Raw genomic sequence first — 17,789 nt, forward strand, 5'->3', positions numbered from 1 at the left:
GACTCTCTCTATTTCTTTTTCGCAAAGTTCTTTTTATCTGTTGGAAACACCACGCCCGTTTGGCGACGAATTTCCTCGAGCAGTTTGGCTACAGTTAACGAACGTTGAGTGCAGCTTGAATTCATTGATTGTTGCTTGAATTGGGAAGCAAATTCAAGTGCTTCGTAATACATTGGGTTGAGCTCTTGCTTAACGCTAAGATCAATACCAATATCACTGCCACGTGTAAACTTAGTCAACTTCTTCGCGGTTGATATCATCTCCATCAACAATACCCCTTCTTCACCTTGAATCTCACTTGGTAAATAAGAGTCACTGGTTTTCGAGTGCTGAAGCACAACTTCAAACCCATCGTATTCGAGAACAACGCTACCACTGCCATCGACGCCAGAATCAAGAAGCTGAGCGGCAGCTTTAACGGATTTCGGCTCACCAAACAGTTCAACCGCTGAGCTTAAACAGTAAAAGCCAATATCCATAATTGAGCCGTTGGCAAATTCTGGATTAAACGTATTTGGGTTTTCTCCCGCCAAGTACTTTGGATAGCGCGAAGAGTATTGGCAGTAAGTGATAAAGCCCTTGCGGATCTGACCAATCGACGACAGCTCATCCTTCAAGCGTTTGAAGTTAGGAATATGCGCAGACATGAAGGCTTCGAATAACAACACATTGTTCTCTTCAGCCACTTTAAACATTTGTTTCGCCAAAGCGAGATTCGATGCCATTGGCTTTTCGACAATCACATGTTTTCCCGCTTTCATCATTTGCAGCGCTTGCGGCCCATGCAAGATGTTAGGGCTCGCAATATAAACCGCATCAAACAGTGGCGATTCGGCGAGTAGATCTAAATCATCAAACAAAGCAGGCGAAGCGTACTTTTCCGCAAATCGCTCTGCACTCTCTAACGAACGTGAATACACCGCACTTAATTGGTATTCGCCTGTTTTTAAAGCAGCTTCGACAAATTGGTCGGTAATCCAGTTAGTACCAATGATAGCCAGTCTGATCATTCTTAATTCTCCTTTTACGACACTTTGCTAACATGAATACCCAATCTAGACCCATCAAATCGAGTTGAAATTTCGAAGCACTAGGGTCTGTTGACCTTTTGTGCTGGTAATTAAACCGTCAGGATTACGCGCACAGCAAGCAAAATTAAAACAGCGCCTGACAGTCGGTCTATTAGCAAAGCTTTTGAGCGGATTTTATCAATTAATCTCGGACTAGAAAGTAAAAATGTAATCAGGGTGTACCATAAACCATCTACGACTAGCGGGGTCAAGACAATCAAGCCTTTAGCAGCAACACTATCACCCACGGCTACAAACTGACTAAACAACGCAATAAAGAAAAGCGCGATCTTTGGGCTAAGCAAAGAAATCAAAAAGCCTTCTTTGGCAGACTGCCAGATACTCGTCTGCTCACCAGATTCAAGCCTTGCTGCTACGCCACCTTTCGAGCGTAAAGCATTGTAACCAAGATAAGCCAAATAAGCGGCACCGGCATAACTAATGGTTTTAAACAATAAAGGAGATTGCTGAAGCACCACCGCCAATCCGATTAAGGTGATGAACGCATAAATGCCAATGCCAATTGCATGTGCCCAAGCTGCGGCTAAACCATTCAATCGCCCTCCTGCGAGGCTATGTTTTGCAACCATCGCAAGACTCGGCCCTGGAGACATGGCTCCGAGAATACAAATCGTGAATAAAGACAACCATACCGTGAACGTCATACCAGAATCCTTTAAATCATATGTTTCATTACTATTGAATAACAGCCACGTTAAAACATGCGAGCAATGAACTGAAATCAAAGTTAGTCATGACAATCATGATTTCAAATCATACCAATAGAGTATGGTGACGTTTGCATCGCATGAAGCACTTTTTCTCGCATCCATTGATGCGCCTTATCCTGATCATATTTAGGGTGCCACATTAGCCAATAGTGGTGGTCTTCGGTATCAAAAGGCAAAGGCTTGTATACGAGTTGCGCTTCTTTGGCTAGATTCCGCGCGATATGTTCTGGCACTACCATGAGATAATCACTGCTGCGTAATGCATTGACCGCTGCTGAAAAAAACGGCACTTTAAGTGCAATCCGACGGCGAAAGCCAAGCTTGTTCAAAGCAATATCTACATTGGAGTCTTTGTCTCCTCCCCCTGTTACTTTCAAATGAGGGTAAGAGACTAACTCTTCACAAGAAATACTCGCTGCATTACTAAAAGGATGATCTGTTCTCATCAAACATACTGACCTATCTCGCCCTATCTTCACACTGCTCAGGTTTTCTGGCTTCTCTGCCAACATGGTTGAAGCTAAATGAATACCCGTTGACTCGAACTGACTTAAAAAATTGGGCTGCCATAATCGATAGGCAATATTGACTTTAGGCGCTTGGTCGACAACCACAGAAACGACATCAGGCACTATGTATTGAGCGACATAGTCACTGGACGACAAGACAAACTCCTGTTGCCAAACTTGAGGATCAAATGGCTTATCGGCAAGCAAGGCGTCAAACTCGCCAAGTAGCTCACACAGTTTATCTTTCATCTCAAGCGCACGGGGTGTAGGTATCAACTGGTTCCCATCTCGAACCAATAATGGATCGCCACATATTTCACGTAGCTGTGATAACTGCCGGCTCATGGCAGACTGGGTAATATGCAGACGCTCTGCCGCTCGACTAACATGGCACTCTTCGAGCAAGACATGCAAAGAGCGCAGCAAATTGAGATTAAGATTGTTCAGCATTGTATTGAGCGCTATGTGTTTGAGGTCTGTTGACCTAGCGTATTAAAAAATTCATTGAGTACAGTGTGAGTCATCAAATGACGCAACTCCGGAATCTTTTGCAATTCATCCCGAATGGCATTCAGCCGAGTCATTGAATCAACTTCGACGTACAGCATCATGTCAGTTTCTCCGCTAATCGCATGACACCATTTTACGCCATCAATCTGATAAATCAGATCGGCATAGGTTTCGCAATACTGAGTCGAGCTCGACATATCAAACTTAAGGGCCAAATAGGCTTTGATAAGCTCTTTGCTCTCAGTTTTCGCCACATCTGCATGATAGCCAAGGATCACTTTTTCATGTTCGAGCTTTTGAATTCTCGCCGTTACTGCCGTGCGTGAGAGATTCACCTTCCTAGCGATATCACTCACACTCTCCCTAGCGTTAAGTTTTAGGATGTTTATGATTTTCCGGTCAAATTTGTCCATGTTCTACTTCCCATTTACGCCAACTTATCCTGTTGGTTGATTGCAATGTGACACAAAATTGCAAGAGATGAAAGCAGTCAAATTGACAGTTCTAAAACCACAAACTGACAATGTGACCGCTATCGGTGACGAATTGACTAATGCATACCTAAGCCGCTTAAGATAACCTTGTTTTAAATCCGAACATGATGCAGGGAGAGCATAATGAGTGAGCTAAAAAAAGAGATAACATTGCTATCAGGCATCGGCCAATTATCGACAACACTATTGGGGACTGGGCTGTTCATGGTGCCAGCAATAGTAGCAGGTATCGCGGGGCATGCATCCCTTTGGGCATGGTTAATCCTATTTGTTGCAATCTGCCCTATTGCGCTCACTTTCGCCCAACTTGGTAAACGCTACCCGAGTGCTGGAGGTACCGCTTACTTTGTCCGTAAGGCATTTAACTCTAAGCTTGAGAAAAGCGTCGCGTGGTTATTTCTTAGTGTCGTTCCAGTCGGTGTACCGGCCGCCATTGCGTTAGCGGCTGGATTTTTGCAGCAGCTAATGCCCGAAAGTATCAACTCTCCTCTGTTTGCCCAGGTGCTGACCGTGGCTTTGCTTGTCGGAGTGAATCTCGCTGGCGCAAAATCTTCAGGCAGATTACAGACCGTTATTGCCTTATCTATTTTTGCTCTTGTCGCTGCATTCTGGTGGAAAGGCGGCTTTAGTTCTCAGGATTTGATCCTGCCGCCACTCAACGGCGATAGCCTCTGGTCTGTCGGCCTGGCACTAGGAGTCATGTTTTGGTGTTTCGTCGGTATAGAAGCTTTCGCCCATATGGGAGAAGAGTTTAAGAACCCTCAAAGAGACTTTCCTATTGCGATTGTCATTGGCTGTTTTATCGCAGGAGCAACGTACTGGATATGTTCAATCATAGTGTTAAAGATGGGCGCTTACGGTTCACCTGTATTTGATAGCACATCGATTCCTTGGATCTCTGAAAATCTGTTTGGTCCAGAGTTCAAAGCCTTAATCAGTATCGTGGGTTTTGGGGCATGCTTTGCTAGTGTCAATCTCTACACTCAAAGCTTATCTCGTATGGTATGGGCACAGGCCAAGGAGTATAGTCCAAACAGCGCGTTAGCTAGGCTATCGATTAAAGGTGTACCTGCTAATGCTACCTTTGCTGTTGGCGGTGTTGCTCTGCTTTCTTGTGTCGCGGGAGAGTTGTCAGGATTGGATTTGGAATTCTTCCTCAAACTCGCCAATGGCATTTTTGTATTGGTTTACCTTCTAGCGATGCTTGCCGCCTACAAGCTACTCACGGGCTTGAGTCGATACCTTGCTGCTGTTTCGTTGATTCTATGCTCGGCTGTATTTGTGTGCCTTGGTTGGTCGATGCTCTATGCTGTCACCGTCTTTGCATTACTCAGCCTACCATGGAAAAAGTCACGCGCAGCCAGCGGATCAAATAGTGTATGACGTTACTTATACTTGGCCAGTATTTCTCTTTCTCCACCTTGTTGACGAAATGCCAGCACTTGTTCGGAAAACTCCTCTAGTATCGTAGCGAACTCAGATGCTTTAGAAATACACAGCGCAAAAGGGACAACAGTTAAAGTAACGGGAAGCTCAGTGATCAAGTTGCGTCGATCATGCTTAGATAAGAGAAACTCGGCGACGACTTTGTCAACGGCTACAACATCTCCTTTTTTCTTGGCAAGCATTTGCAATGCGATAGAGAGATCAGACTCGATAATCCTAGTGTAAGACTCTTGGGGGAAATTTTCGTTTCCCCAACCGTTTCCTACATAATCTAGAATGACGAACTCTTTAAGGTCTTCTATGCTAGACACTTGTTCTAGCTTGTTCAGATGCAGGTGATTTTTGTAGGTAAACAAGTTAATCGGCGTGTTAAATACAGGCTCTTTCGCTGCATTGACGTATTTAAGCCTTTCAGGTGTTGGTACCGTTATAAACGCATCAGCTTGCCCATTGAACACCATTCTTTGTGCTCGACTCCAAGGATATCCTTCGTGTGACACATCAAGGTTCATTTGCTTTTCCAGAACCTCTTTTGCTATGTCTACCAATATCCCTTCCATCTCGCCAGCTGCATTGGTATATGAATATGGAGGAAACGAGTCATAATAGACAATTCTAAGCGTCTCTTTTCCGTAGGAAAAAAAACTCAACATACACAAAGACAAAGCCAATAACCTTCGTACCATACATCGCTCCCTACCTGACAAAATACCTAACCAACTGATCTCACTGATTAGGTATCTACTCTATCAATAGTAGAGCATGGTAAATTGGTCTGCTAACAATTAGCTCAAGGCCGTTTTGGCTTAAATTGGCTAGACCGTTCTGTGTTTCTCTCAATTCTCAGATTCATTGGGCAGAAACTGAACATTGCCAGCTGTTTAAATAGCGTATGAATCCACTTTGTCTAAGCAGATATTTAGAATCGTCTGAGGGCTCACTTTTTTCCATTCAGGACTCTTTTCTAACGGCTCTGAAGCTAAGACAATATTCGCGCCATCTTGTTTGATAAAAACGGTGGGAGCTTCTTGATCTGAGCTATAACGAACTGCCCAAAACTGGTTTCCATCCGAAATACAAATTGAAGCTTTTAACGGCTCCTCAATTTGCTTGTCAGTCATGAGATCACTGATCATTGATAAAGTGTTTCTAATCGCTTCAACAGGGCTCTGCTTTAAGCCATTTTGCAACATAAGCAGAAAGATTAACTCGCTGTCTGTCGTACCCATACGTTTCAGAAACAGCGACTCACACAGTTGACGTTCCAACTCAAATTTAACCTGCTCAAAACCTCCAATCTGACCATTGTGGAGAAACATCCAGTTTTCACTGATAAAGGGATGGCAATTAGACCGTGAGACTTGTGTACCCGTTGATGAACGAACATGCGCCATAAAACGATGAGAACGAATATGATGAGTGAGAGAGCGAAGGTTTTCATCTCCCCATGCAGGAAGGACCTCGTGAAATTGCCCTGGTGTATCTCGCTCTGTGTACCACCCTAACCCAAATCCATCAGCATTCACTCTTGTGACCGCCTTGCGCGCCTCTAAACTCTGATGAACCAATGAATGTTCAGGTTCGTAAACCAACTCATCGAGATAAATTGACTCTCCTTGATAGGCTAACCATCGACACATACGAATCCTTCCTCCCTCTAATTACACCTTAATCAATAACATCACGAATTGAAGATTTCGGCAAGGATGCGAATATTTGGCTCTATTTCATCTAGACCGACATTACCAAAGCCTAAGACTGCACCAGACCAATCACGTTGCATACCGCCTTCATGCTGCTCGTAATAAGAAAAAGGGCGAATCACAACGCCACGAGAGGTCGCACGTGCAGCCCAGTCGGTTTCAGAAATATGTCCTCGCCACCTTACCGTGACATGCAGCCCTGCCGCTTGGCTGATGACCTCCAAACTCCCTTGGAAGTATCGTTCGATCATAGTCAGCATCATTTGATGTTTTTGTTTGTACAAACGACGCATCTTTCTAATATGACGAACCAAGTCGCCTTCAGCAATAAAATCCGCTAAAGCAGCTTGAGTATGACTTGGAGAGTCGCCACTTAGCGCATCTTTTATACTTAGCGCTTGTTCAACCATGGATTTGGGTAAAACCAGATAACCTAGTCGTAAGCCATTGAACATCACTTTACTTAGTGAACCTACGTAAATGACGTGTTGGTCATGACCTGTTTTAGCCGCTAAGCCTTGAAGACTTGGATATGGGCGGTGAGCAAACTGAAATTCACTGTCGTAATCATCCTCAATGATCCAGCCATTACGGTTTTTCACCCATTCGATTAGCCTTAAACGCTGATTAATGTCTAAGGTCGTGCCAAGCGGATATTGGTTACTTGGGGTTACGTAAATCACCTTGCTACTGCTGCTTTCAACTAGGTTTAAATCCAAACCTGATTTAGGGGCAACGACCGCAGGGCTCCAATCACAATTAAGCAAGTTGAGAACTTTAGCCATCTGCGCATAGCCCGGCTGCTCCATCAATATGCTGTTATCCTCTTTCAAGGTCAGTAAAGCCGCTATCGTCAATGCTTGCTGTGCTCCCGACGTAATGACTACTCGATCCGGATCGCAGACCACTGAACGGCTCGTCGCCAAGTAACTTGCAAGTGCTTGTCGAAGGCTGCCGTCACCTTGAATATTTTGCCCCCCCAGTAGGGTTACTCGGCTGATATGGCGGGACAGCAATCTTTGCCATTTCTGGGTTGGAAATTCGCCGAGGTCCGGAACACCGGGCGAAAACGCGCGACTGTAATCAGCAGCTTTAACCGGGCGGCTTGGTTCAATGGACTGATAAGCCGTTGTCACGAACTGGTCTGGCAGTTCAAGCGCAACAAAGTAGCCAGAGCCAGCTCGACTCTCCAAATAACCTTCAGCATGCAACTGTTCATACGCATGGATCACCGTATTTCGGCTTAGGTTAAGCTCCTCTGCCAATTTGCGTGTTGACGGAAGTTTTAGCCCCTTTCCCCATAACTGACCTACGATTTTATCCCTAACAGCGTTGAACAGCGCATCTTGCTTGGTGCAAATCTCAGTACTTAATTGAAGATCGCCAATATCGATCAATGCCATAAGTGGATCCATCTATCAAATAGAAGTGGCTCTAAATTTAGTACCAATTTAAAGGTACATTTTCTGTAAATCAAATATTTGCAGGAGGCAAAGCAATGTTATCAGCAACCAAAAGAACTGAACTTAAGAAAGGGGCTCATAAAGCGGTTACCGAGCAACAAGCGTTGTACGACATTATCGACGAGTCATTAGTGGCTCACATAGCCATCTCGGACAGTGAGCAACCCTATGTCATCCCAATGCTGGCATGGCGAGTAGAAAATATCGTCTATATTCACGGTGCAAACAACAGTCGACTAATGCGCAATTTAAAAAGTGGAATCACTACTTGTTTAACGTTCACTTTGTTCGATGGCTGGGTTTTGGCAAGGAGCGCGTTCCATCATAGCGCTCATTATCGAAGTGCAGTTGTACTTGGTCAGTTTACCGAGATAGCAGATATGCACGAAAAAGATCGATTGCTGAATCATTTTGTTGAGCAAATCGCTCCCGGAAGAACCAATGACGTCAGACTCAGCAGCGAACGAGAGCTAAACAGCACAATGTTGCTCGCCATTCCTCTAACCGAAGCGTCGGTAAAAGTCAGCAAAGGAGACGTCAATGATGACCTAGGCGATATGGGGCTCACTGCTTTTGCTGGTTTCCTTCCGTATCGAACCGTTGTTGGCCCTCTGAAGGCAATGCCAGATTCCAAACACAGCCAAACGCCAGACTACAGCCAAGCCTATGGTTCACGCTGGTATGATCAACAAGGCAAGTGACATCATGCTTAACGCTCATCTAAGCAGTAATGCTGAACATATTGGATGGGCGTTAGTCCTCTATTTTTCTTAAACATCCGATTGAAACTGGCGATATTCTGATAGCCAAGCCGACGTGCTATCTCGTCAATAGCGACACCTTTGGTCAGCATAGAGACAGCAATGTTACTCAGAACATATCCGCAGACGGTAGAGAAGTTCATTCCTAGCTTGCGTAATGCACGCTGAAACTGCTGTGTGGACATTCCCAATAAACTGCTGACGTGCTCAAGTGTCGGTAAACCGTGAAAACGACTGTAGTTGAGCACTTCATAAATCACTTTAACTTCATCTTCGGGATCCGGCATATTGAGCAGTTCATCCAGATCTGAGAAATTCATCGCAAGTCGTCCCTTGCGGATACTGGACTGTTGCTTGGTAGCCAAACGAACCTCGGAGTGAAACCAAATCTCAGTGCATGAATGGCTCCAGTCAATGTCGCAACCAAAGAACGCTCGATATTTCTCTATGTTGCTACGAGTTCCTGATAAGCGTACTCTCAACGGACTAAAATCAGGACCAAGATAGAGCCTCATCACTTTTACCAACACGACTGCCATACGAACACTATCATGGACTTTGACCTGCGGACTGACATGGGGATTGCGGTAAGTCCATTTAATGATGGAGCCACTTAAAGCGGCAGATAAAAAAGCACCATTTTGCAAACTATTAAGCCCATAATTCATGCGTCGTATCGTTGAAGCAAAGTCAACTCCAGACAGTAGCCAGTGACTGATCGCCCCCACTCGCGCAATATTGTTGTCACGCGTGAGTTCTAGCACAATGTCTGGATTGCCCGTCATTTGTTCAAGCTTGGCAAACCATTGATTTACTTCTGAAAGGGGAATAAGCGTCATCGGGTTGTGAAAAACCTCATCGGGGATCCCAAGGGAGCCCTCAATCAAGTCATAGCGCTTGTGAGCTTCTAGGTGCATGTTGTAAATACCTATAGCTCGCATAAATCTCACTTTATCCATTTACAGATCAATTCAATATCTCGCATCATGTGATTTAATCTGTCACAACCCATCGACTTTTTCAATTCTAGATCACAATCAAGCTCTGTTATTACTTTGGAGCCTTGAATGAGTTTACTAAGTGTCCCGTTCGTGGGAACAAATGCCGATACCATATTGCACGTTGTCGCAACTGTTGTCCTTGTCGCCACCGTCGGCGCTGCATTATTTGGGTTTTGGAAATTCCACGAACTACCAATCAATAAAGCCCATAGCAAAGATCATCATCAAATTGGATTGATAACGGCACTCACATGGATTGGTTTCATCTGGCACTGGGTTTGGGTTGTCGCCGTTATACTCGCCTTCGTTGATATGGAAAAAGCCATCATCAACCTGCGCGATACCTGGCGTCATGCCCCAAAAAGTAACAACACAGAAGGAGAAGCGTAATGTTAGAAGGTTTAGCCGTCTGGGCACTGTTTATCTATTTGCTTCGCCTTGTTGGTATGCCTTGGAACAAAGCGACTAAGTCGTTCGCTTATCTAGGTGGCGCCTCTTGGCTAATGTTTGTTTGGGTTGGACTGATCAACTTTACGCCAATGGATCTCTCTGGTGGTTCTGTAGTTCAATCACCGCACATACAGCTGCGTCCTGACTCGCCAAATGTGACAGGTAAAGTGGACAAAATCTATATTGAGCCAAACCAACAAGTTTCAAAAGGTCAGCTCATCTACGAAATCGATCCTACCCAATACCAGATTTCGCTCAATCAAGCGCAAGTTGCTGAAGAATCAGCAGACGTGGCTTACCAAGTAGCAAAAGAAGATATCGCGATTGCTCAAGCAACATATCAATCTATGCAACAAGAGGTGAAGACCACAGAAAGCCGTTTAGCAGCAGCCAAAGTCGATCACAAACTGCAAGTTAAAATGCTTAAGCGTTATCAAGAGCAAAACCGTGTCGTGGAAAATACCATCACCGCGAGTGATATCGACAAACAAGAGACAGCTGTCGAGAAAGCACAACACAATATTTCAACCATCGAGTCCGAACTAAATACCAGAATAGTGGATGCCGATAAAGCTAAGCTCGCGATAACTAAGGCCAAGTTGACCGTAAAAAGTAAACAGGCCGATTGGAAGACAGCTCGTGAGAAGCTCGCTAAAGCACAATGGGACTTAGACAGCACCAAGGTATACGCTCCGGCTGACGGTTTCGTTACAAACTTTATTCTTCGTGAAGGGCAACGTGTCTCTATGATGCCTAGACTTCAAATGTATACCGATGAAAAATATGTACTTATGCGTGTGAATCATCAGGCAATAAGAAATGTTAAGCCGGGCCATGCCGCAGAGTTTGCTTCTTCTGTTTACCCGGGCAAGATCTTCTCTGCTCAGGTTGAAGGCATCGTTGAGGCGACCGGTGAATCTCAGGGTAACTTACTTGGATTTGATCAACCAGTGCGTACAACGACGGGTCAAAACCTACAAAACAAGCATCACTTTGTTAGATTGAAAATCGAAGAAACTGACGACTATGACATTCCTGTTGGCTCTGTTGGCTTAGCTTGGATCAGTGGCGATAAACCCATTGGCTTTATGGCATTTCTAGATGCAATTCGCGGCATCATCATTCGTATGAAGTCCCAGCTCTACTTCTTCTATTCCATTTAAGATGTTAAGACCGCTAGCAATAGCGGTCTTTTTGTTTTCTGACTGTATCTCCTCTGCTGAATTTGACGTATAAATGTTCTACTCATACAGGAGATGTCTATGTCCGATAAGGAAAAAAACCTTCCAACTCATCGTATATCTCGACTCGGCAAGTTTGCTTCACTGGCGACTCGTGTAGCAGGGAATGTCCTCGCAGAAGGTACGAAACAGGTCGCGCAAGGAAATAGGCCGAAAGCAAGAGATCTCATTCTTACTCCGCAAAACATCACTCGCCTTACGAATCAGTTAGCACATTTACGCGGCGCTGCGATGAAACTAGGCCAAATGCTATCAATGGATGCGGGTGATATCTTGGAGCCAGAACTAGCCGAAATTTTATCAAGATTACGCTCAGATGCCGACCCAATGCCTTCAAAACAATTAAATGCGGCTCTTGTCGACTCTTTAGGAAAAGAGTGGAAAAGTGAGTTTTTGGCGTTCAATTTTAAACCAATAGCTAGCGCCTCTATTGGTCAGGTACATCAAGCCTATAGCGATGAGGGGGAAAAGCTTGCCGTAAAGGTTCAATACCCAGGAATTAAAAAGAGCATCGACAGTGATGTAGACAACGTAGGGATTTTACTAAAAATCGTTGGATTGATTCCAGAGTCTGTCGATTACAAAGGATTGCTAGAAGAAGCAAAGAAACAACTGCATGACGAAGCGAACTACCAGCGTGAAGGTGAATTTATGGAGCGTTACCACATGGCGCTTAAAGGCTCACAAAAGTTTGTTGTACCTAAGATCCACTCAAATAGTAGCTCTGATTCCGTTCTCACAATGTCATTTATCGAAGGGCAAAGCATCGAGTCACTAGAGGAGTTCGACCAACAAACTAAAAACGACGTTATGACTGCCCTGCTCGACTTACTGTTTAAAGAGCTGTTCGAGTTAAAGATGGTTCAGACAGATCCTAACTTCGCTAATTACCTTTATCTCCAAGAAACGAAACAAATTGGCTTACTCGATTTTGGTGCGACTCGGGAATACAGCGAGCAATTTAGTAAAGGCTACTTACATGCCTTTGCCTCAGTGCTGGCACAAGATCAGGAAGGATTAAATGATGCACTAACCCAAATTGGTTTCTTCAGTCAAACGATCCTGCCAGAGCAACGAGACGCCGTGCTCAACCTAGTAAAAATGGCTTGTGGACCCATGCTGCTTGATGAAGAGTATGATTTTAAAGCCAGTGGTTTAGCACAAAAACTGAGAGAAGCTGGAACCATTTTGAGCCTAGAACAAGATTACTGGCATACACCACCTGCTGATGCATTGTTTTTACATAGAAAAATAGGTGGGATGTACCTGTTAGCCGTGAAAATTGGTGCAAAAGTCAACATTCATCGGCTGGTCACGCCTTATCTAGATAACGCTACATAACAAGGTATTGTTTTTCCGCTACTTTAGAGTACTTTGATAACCAGTTAAGCCAATTATCAAGTTTACGAGGTGCTCAGTGAGCCATTTTCAAGACCTCTCCGTTTTAATTGAACAAGTCGCACAAGCAGAAGAGAGCGATCAAGTCTCCATTCTCAATGATCTAATCGAAGTCGGATTGGAAACTGGCTCCGTCGCGCTGATCCTCGAGGCCTTTCCTATCGAAGACAGGGTAAAACTATGGCGAGGGCTTCCACTTGAACTCCACATCGAGGTGTTAACGGAAGCTCGTGCCGAAGTGCGTCACTCTATCATTGATGAGCTGTCTGAAACGGAGCTTAAACTCACCTTAGCTAAGCTAGATAACCTCTCTTTAATCGAGTGGGCTGATTCTCTGCCTGATGAGATCATTAATGAAGCACTGCAACTTATCGAAAAAGATGAGCTAGAGCTTTACGATCAGGCTAATGAATACGAAGATGATCAACTAGGACGATGGGCAGAAAGAAAAGTGGTGACTCTGCCCTTTAATATCTCCGTGGACAAAGCGAAGGGGCTTATGGAGCGCTACAGCTACGACGCTCCTCAGCACATTTACCTGATCAATAAGCGCAAGCAGTTTCGTGGTTTAGTCAGTTACATCGATCTTCTTAGAGCAGAACCTAACGAAAGACTCAAAAACACCTCAATTGAGAATGTACTTACGCTCAATGCGAAGCTGACGCTGGCTGAGAGCATTGAAGCTCTGGAGCACTCCTCTTTATCGGCGATGCCAGTGACCGACGACAAGCAAGTTTTGGTCGGAGAAGTTGATTGGCACTTTGCTCTTACGACTCAAAGGGAGATCTACGAAACCCGCTTAATGGCGGGAACTGGTATGGATGAAGGGGACGATCTATTCGCCCCAGTACTTAAGAGTTCGCAAAAACGTGGTGTCTGGCTTGGTATTAATTTAATGACAGCGATTCTGGCGTCTGTGACTATTGGTTTGTTTGAAGATGTGATCGCGCAAGTCGTTGCATTGGCGGTACTGATGCCGATTGTTGCTTCAATGGGAGGAATCGCGGGGAGTCAAACACTGACCTTGATGATTCGCGCCATGGCGCTTAATCAGATCACTTCAGGTAACCGCTGGGCGCTGCTAAAAAACGAAATTGGAATTGGCTCTATTAATGGCTTGCTTTGGGCGCTAATCATAGGCGGTCTCGCAGGATTATGGTTTCAATCAACTATCCTTGGCGCCACCATAGCACTTGCTATTGTGGTCAATATTATCACCGCGGCTCTGTTTGGTGTTCTGATCCCTATTATCCTCGATAAGCTGAAACTCGATCCTGCGCTTGCGGGGTCTGTCATTCTCACGACGGTGACCGACGTTGTCGGCTTCTTTGCCTTCCTAGGAACAGCAAGCTTAGTGATGTTATAACTTTTGATAAGTTACCATTATGTCATTAGCACTTTTGTGGTTATTTGCATTTTGCAATTTCAATATGCAATTAGAATGACAGAAATGTCCTAAAATTGATTAATTTAAGAGCAATTTGGTGCTATTAAAGTTGGCACATATAGTGCAATAGTAATAGCGACCCTTAATTAAGCCGAGGGTCACCTAGCCAACTGACGTTGTTAGTGAACCCATTTTGTTCACACTTATAGCGGCCAATCTCACTTCTTGAGGTTGGCCTTTTTGTTTTTTGAGAACTGGAGAACTGGAGAACTGGAGAACTGGAGAACTGGAGAACTGATAAAACAGCCACTTGGTTACAATATCAAGGTTAATGTCTAAAAACCTGCACTTTATCTTGTGTTAACATTGGAAAAAGCTCGTTAGATTATAAAAAGCGAACAAAGATCAAGCGGTCTATCTTCTTAAACTAGCCACAACTCAAACAGTACGTCATTTATAACAACTACAACCCATCAGCATCATTTATTGAAGTAAATTAAACAACTTACCCCCTAACTATCCATTCATACCGATATTTTTTGAAAGTCATAAAAATCATAACCTATTGGTTATTATGATTATTATCAAAACAGACTTACACGCAATCGATTTAGTTATCAATAAAGCATTGACTCTGTGATTTATATCACCATAATACGCGCCGTTTAACTAATTTTTACCTACAATTTGTATTGATAATCTATTTGCGGAGGTTATAAATGGCTGCGGACAATAACTACAGTCTTGGACCCGTGCCGGAAACGGCAAGGAAAGGAGTCGCTTCACTTACCATGGTAATGCTTGGACTCACTTTCTTCTCCGCAAGTATGTGGACCGGTGGTTCTCTTGGTACTGGCCTCTCCTTTAATGATTTCTTCCTCGCTGTTCTCATTGGTAACCTTATTCTCGGTATCTACACCTCTTTTCTTGGTTACATTGGCGCTTCTACTGGTCTCTCTACTCACCTTCTTGCTCGCTTCTCTTTTGGTACTAAAGGCTCATGGCTTCCTTCTGCTCTTTTAGGCGGTACTCAAGTGGGTTGGTTTGGCGTCGGTGTTGCAATGTTTGCCATCCCAGTACAAAAGGCGACTGGCATTGATACCAATACATTGATTGTTGTGTCAGGTTTACTGATGACAGCCACGGTTTACTTCGGCATTAAAGCCCTAATGGTCTTATCAGCGATTGCCGTACCTGCGATTGCCATTCTTGGTAGCTACTCGGTTTCGATAGCAGTAGATAGCGTAGGTGGTTTCGAACAGCTGCAACTCATTCAGCCTGAAACACCAATGGATTTTTCTGTTGCGCTTGCCATGGTAGTGGGTTCATTTGTTAGCGCAGGTACGTTGACCGCTGACTTCGTTCGATTCGGTAAAAAACCAGCTAGCGCGGTCTTAGTCACTATGGTGGCATTCTTTATCGGTAACTCGCTAATGTTCATGTTTGGCGCAGCAGGTGCCGCAGCGACTGGTCAAGCGGACATCTCTGACGTCATGATCGCTCAGGGCCTGTTACTCCCGGCTATCATTGTGCTTGGCTTGAATATCTGGACAACGAATGAGAACGCGCTGTATGCCTCTGGCCTTGGATTCTCTAACATTACAGGTCGTTCTAGTACCACTATGTCGATAATGAACGGCATCATTGGCACCATCTTCGCGCTATGGCTTTACAATAACTTTGTCGGTTGGCTGACGTTTCTTTCGACGGCAATTCCACCGATTGGTGGCGTTATCATCGCAGACTTCCTAATCAACCGTAAACGTTACAAAGATTTTGCAAACGCGCAGTTCCAAACCTTTAACTGGGCTGGCATTATCGCTGTTGCAGTCGGCGTAGCCGCAGGCAAGTTCATTCCTGGAATAGTACCGCTAAATGCTGTACTTGGTGGAGCAGTTTGCTACGCTATCCTAAACCCAATTCTCAACAAACACGCGCTGAAAACACAAACAGCGTAAGGAAGCATCATGACAACGCTATTGATCAAAAACGCGACGCTACGCAATCAACAAGGTCTAAAACAGATCCTTATTGAGGACGGTCAATTTAAGCAAATTCTCGACAACGATGCAGACCTTGCTTTTGACGGTAATATTCTAGATGCCGAGGGCGGCTTAGCTGTCGCACCTTTCTGTGAACCGCACATTCACTTAGATACCACTCAAACGGCAGGTGAGCCTAGCTGGAATATCTCAGGTACCTTATTTGAAGGTATCGAACGTTGGGCGGAGCGCAAAGAGCTCCTCTCAATTGAAGATGTAAAAAGCCGCGCGAAACAAACCCTAAAGTGGCAAATCGCTAACGGTATCCAACATGTTCGTACTCATGTAGACGTATCTGATCCAACCTTAATCGCGTTAAAAGCAATGCTTGAGGTTAAAGAAGAGATGAAAGAGTGGGTCGACATTCAAATTGTTGCTTTCCCGCAAGAAGGTATTCTCTCTTACCCAAATGGCAAAGAACTGCTAGAAGAAGCGGTGCAATTAGGCGCTGATGTTATCGGTGCGATTCCCCATTTTGAGTTCACTCGCGAGTACGGCGTCGAGTCACTTCACTATGTATTCGAACTCGCTCGTAAGTACGACCGCCTAATCGATGTTCACTGTGACGAAATTGACGATGAGCAATCACGCTTCGTTGAGACACTGGCTGCCCTAGCACACAAATATCAAATGGGCGATCGAGTGACAGCGAGCCACACTACCGCTATGGGGTCATACAACGGCGCGTATGCATCCCGCTTGTTCCGACTATTAAAGATGTCAGGCATCAGCTTCGTCGCTAACCCGTTAGTGAACATTCACCTACAAGGCCGTTTTGACGATTATCCGAAACGCCGTGGCGTGACTCGTGTGAAAGAGATGCTAAACGCTGGTATCAATGTCTGCTTTGGTCATGACGACGTGTTTGACCCTTGGTATCCATTAGGTACAGCAAACATGTTACAAGTATTGCATATGGGTCTTCATGTTACTCAGGTCATGGGTTACGATCAGATCAACAATGGTTTGGATTTAATCAGCACTAATTCAGCGCGCACGTTAAACATCCAAGACAAACACGGTATAGAGCAAGGCAAGCCAGGTAGCTTACTTATCCTACCGGCAGAGAATGGCTTTGATGCAGTACGTCGCCAAGTACCTGTGCGTTACTCTGTTCGTAACGGTAAGGTGATCGCTGAAACACAGCCAGCAACGACTCAAATCCATCTTGATAGCCAAGAAGAAGTGACGTTCAAACGCTAAAAGGACATTAGTGTGAAATGCATAAAGGGAAGCGGCTGCTTCCCTTTTTTATTCTAGAACAAGTCATGTTTTATCTAGACAAAAGAAAACCCCACTAAGCTCTCGCCTAGTGGGGTTCTATTCTTACTCGCAGCAATCCGGCTACTAATAGGTGCTCCCTGCATCTATTCCTTGATAGTACGCTGAATCCTTCAGCACTTTCCTTATCATCGCCATCCTAGCGGTGTCCTTGGCAATCCAGCCCGTTAGCTATCCTCGCTAACTCTCATCGCTTTATCCTTAAGCGGTGTCCCTGACTCTATCATCCTGATAGAAATTGCCTTAGTCCGTTAAGCGTCCATTGTCTATCCTTGTGTAACCATCCTAGTTACTAGCGTCCA

Annotated in this window: 16 protein-coding genes; 8 read left to right on the top strand and 8 right to left on the bottom strand. The window is 44.7% G+C overall.

Annotated elements, in window-relative coordinates; translation table 11 throughout:
• Window positions 1-8: 8 nt before the first annotated feature.
• From AC6R00_RS10500 to AC6R00_RS10515, 4 genes are all read right to left on the bottom strand, one after another.
• Complete coding sequence (locus tag AC6R00_RS10500; protein ID WP_500640383.1) at window positions 9-1,010, bottom strand: Gfo/Idh/MocA family protein; 1,002 nt, start codon at window positions 1,008-1,010, stop codon at window positions 9-11.
• A gap of 110 nt (window positions 1,011-1,120) precedes the next feature.
• On the bottom strand, window positions 1,121-1,735 hold the full coding sequence (locus tag AC6R00_RS10505) for a LysE family translocator (RefSeq protein ID WP_004745114.1): 615 nt from the start codon (window positions 1,733-1,735) through the stop codon (window positions 1,121-1,123).
• A gap of 104 nt (window positions 1,736-1,839) precedes the next feature.
• A complete protein-coding gene (locus AC6R00_RS10510; RefSeq protein ID WP_500640384.1) occupies window positions 1,840-2,760 on the bottom strand; it encodes a LysR family transcriptional regulator in 921 nt (306 codons plus the stop codon).
• An 11-nt stretch (window positions 2,761-2,771) separates the two neighbouring features.
• Window positions 2,772-3,233, bottom strand: coding sequence for an Lrp/AsnC family transcriptional regulator (locus AC6R00_RS10515; protein WP_500640385.1), 462 nt, complete (start codon window positions 3,231-3,233; stop codon window positions 2,772-2,774).
• A gap of 204 nt (window positions 3,234-3,437) precedes the next feature.
• On the opposite strand from AC6R00_RS10515, the gene yjeH reads away from it, so the two are divergent.
• Window positions 3,438-4,697: an L-methionine/branched-chain amino acid transporter gene (gene yjeH / locus AC6R00_RS10520; RefSeq protein WP_500640386.1), complete on the top strand. Its 1,260-nt coding sequence runs from the start codon at window positions 3,438-3,440 to the stop codon at window positions 4,695-4,697.
• 2 nt (window positions 4,698-4,699) lie between these two features.
• Here yjeH and AC6R00_RS10525 read toward each other — a convergent pair whose 3' ends face one another.
• The 3 genes from AC6R00_RS10525 to pdxR form a co-directional block, all read right to left on the bottom strand.
• Window positions 4,700-5,446, bottom strand: a complete 747-nt coding sequence (locus AC6R00_RS10525) for a substrate-binding periplasmic protein (protein WP_500640387.1) — start codon at window positions 5,444-5,446, stop codon at window positions 4,700-4,702.
• Window positions 5,447-5,641: 195 nt separating this feature from the next.
• Window positions 5,642-6,400, bottom strand: a complete 759-nt coding sequence (locus tag AC6R00_RS10530; protein ID WP_500640388.1) for a class II glutamine amidotransferase — start codon at window positions 6,398-6,400, stop codon at window positions 5,642-5,644.
• Window positions 6,401-6,441: 41 nt separating this feature from the next.
• Entirely contained in the window at window positions 6,442-7,866 is a 1,425-nt protein-coding gene (gene pdxR / locus AC6R00_RS10535) for a MocR-like pyridoxine biosynthesis transcription factor PdxR (RefSeq protein ID WP_500640389.1), read from the bottom strand.
• 95 nt (window positions 7,867-7,961) lie between these two features.
• Here pdxR and AC6R00_RS10540 point away from each other — a divergent pair, with 95 nt between their 5' ends.
• Entirely contained in the window at window positions 7,962-8,627 is a 666-nt protein-coding gene (locus AC6R00_RS10540; RefSeq protein WP_500640390.1) for a pyridoxamine 5'-phosphate oxidase family protein, read from the top strand.
• A gap of 8 nt (window positions 8,628-8,635) precedes the next feature.
• On the opposite strand, the gene AC6R00_RS10545 is transcribed toward AC6R00_RS10540, so the two are convergent.
• On the bottom strand, window positions 8,636-9,646 hold the full coding sequence (locus AC6R00_RS10545; RefSeq protein WP_500640391.1) for an AraC family transcriptional regulator: 1,011 nt from the start codon (window positions 9,644-9,646) through the stop codon (window positions 8,636-8,638).
• A 108-nt stretch (window positions 9,647-9,754) separates the two neighbouring features.
• Here AC6R00_RS10545 and AC6R00_RS10550 point away from each other — a divergent pair, with 108 nt between their 5' ends.
• The 6 genes from AC6R00_RS10550 (at window position 9,755) to AC6R00_RS10575 (ending at window position 17,409) form a co-directional block, all read left to right on the top strand.
• Window positions 9,755-10,078, top strand: a complete 324-nt coding sequence (locus AC6R00_RS10550) for an MFS transporter (protein WP_069668382.1) — start codon at window positions 9,755-9,757, stop codon at window positions 10,076-10,078.
• The gene (locus AC6R00_RS10555) at window positions 10,078-11,301 is read left to right on the top strand and encodes an HlyD family secretion protein (protein WP_500640392.1); all 1,224 of its coding nucleotides are present in this window, start codon (window positions 10,078-10,080) and stop codon (window positions 11,299-11,301) included. Before AC6R00_RS10550 ends, AC6R00_RS10555 begins: the two co-directional genes overlap by 1 nt.
• Window positions 11,302-11,400: 99 nt before the next feature.
• Window positions 11,401-12,720 (top strand): ABC1 kinase family protein, encoded by a 1,320-nt coding sequence (locus AC6R00_RS10560; protein ID WP_500640393.1) that lies wholly within the window; start codon window positions 11,401-11,403, stop codon window positions 12,718-12,720.
• Between the two features lie 76 nt (window positions 12,721-12,796).
• Window positions 12,797-14,143 carry a magnesium transporter gene (locus AC6R00_RS10565; RefSeq protein ID WP_500640394.1) on the top strand — a complete coding sequence of 449 codons (1,347 nt, stop codon included), beginning with the start codon at window positions 12,797-12,799 and terminating at the stop codon, window positions 14,141-14,143.
• Window positions 14,144-14,883: 740 nt separating this feature from the next.
• A complete protein-coding gene (gene codB / locus AC6R00_RS10570; RefSeq protein ID WP_500640395.1) occupies window positions 14,884-16,122 on the top strand; it encodes a cytosine permease in 1,239 nt (412 codons plus the stop codon).
• A 9-nt stretch (window positions 16,123-16,131) separates the two neighbouring features.
• Complete coding sequence (locus AC6R00_RS10575) at window positions 16,132-17,409, top strand: cytosine deaminase (protein ID WP_500640396.1); 1,278 nt, start codon at window positions 16,132-16,134, stop codon at window positions 17,407-17,409.
• Window positions 17,410-17,789: the final 380 nt, after the last annotated feature.

The sequence above is a fragment of the Vibrio sp. R10-SF1-ISO8 genome, from assembly GCF_059833805.1.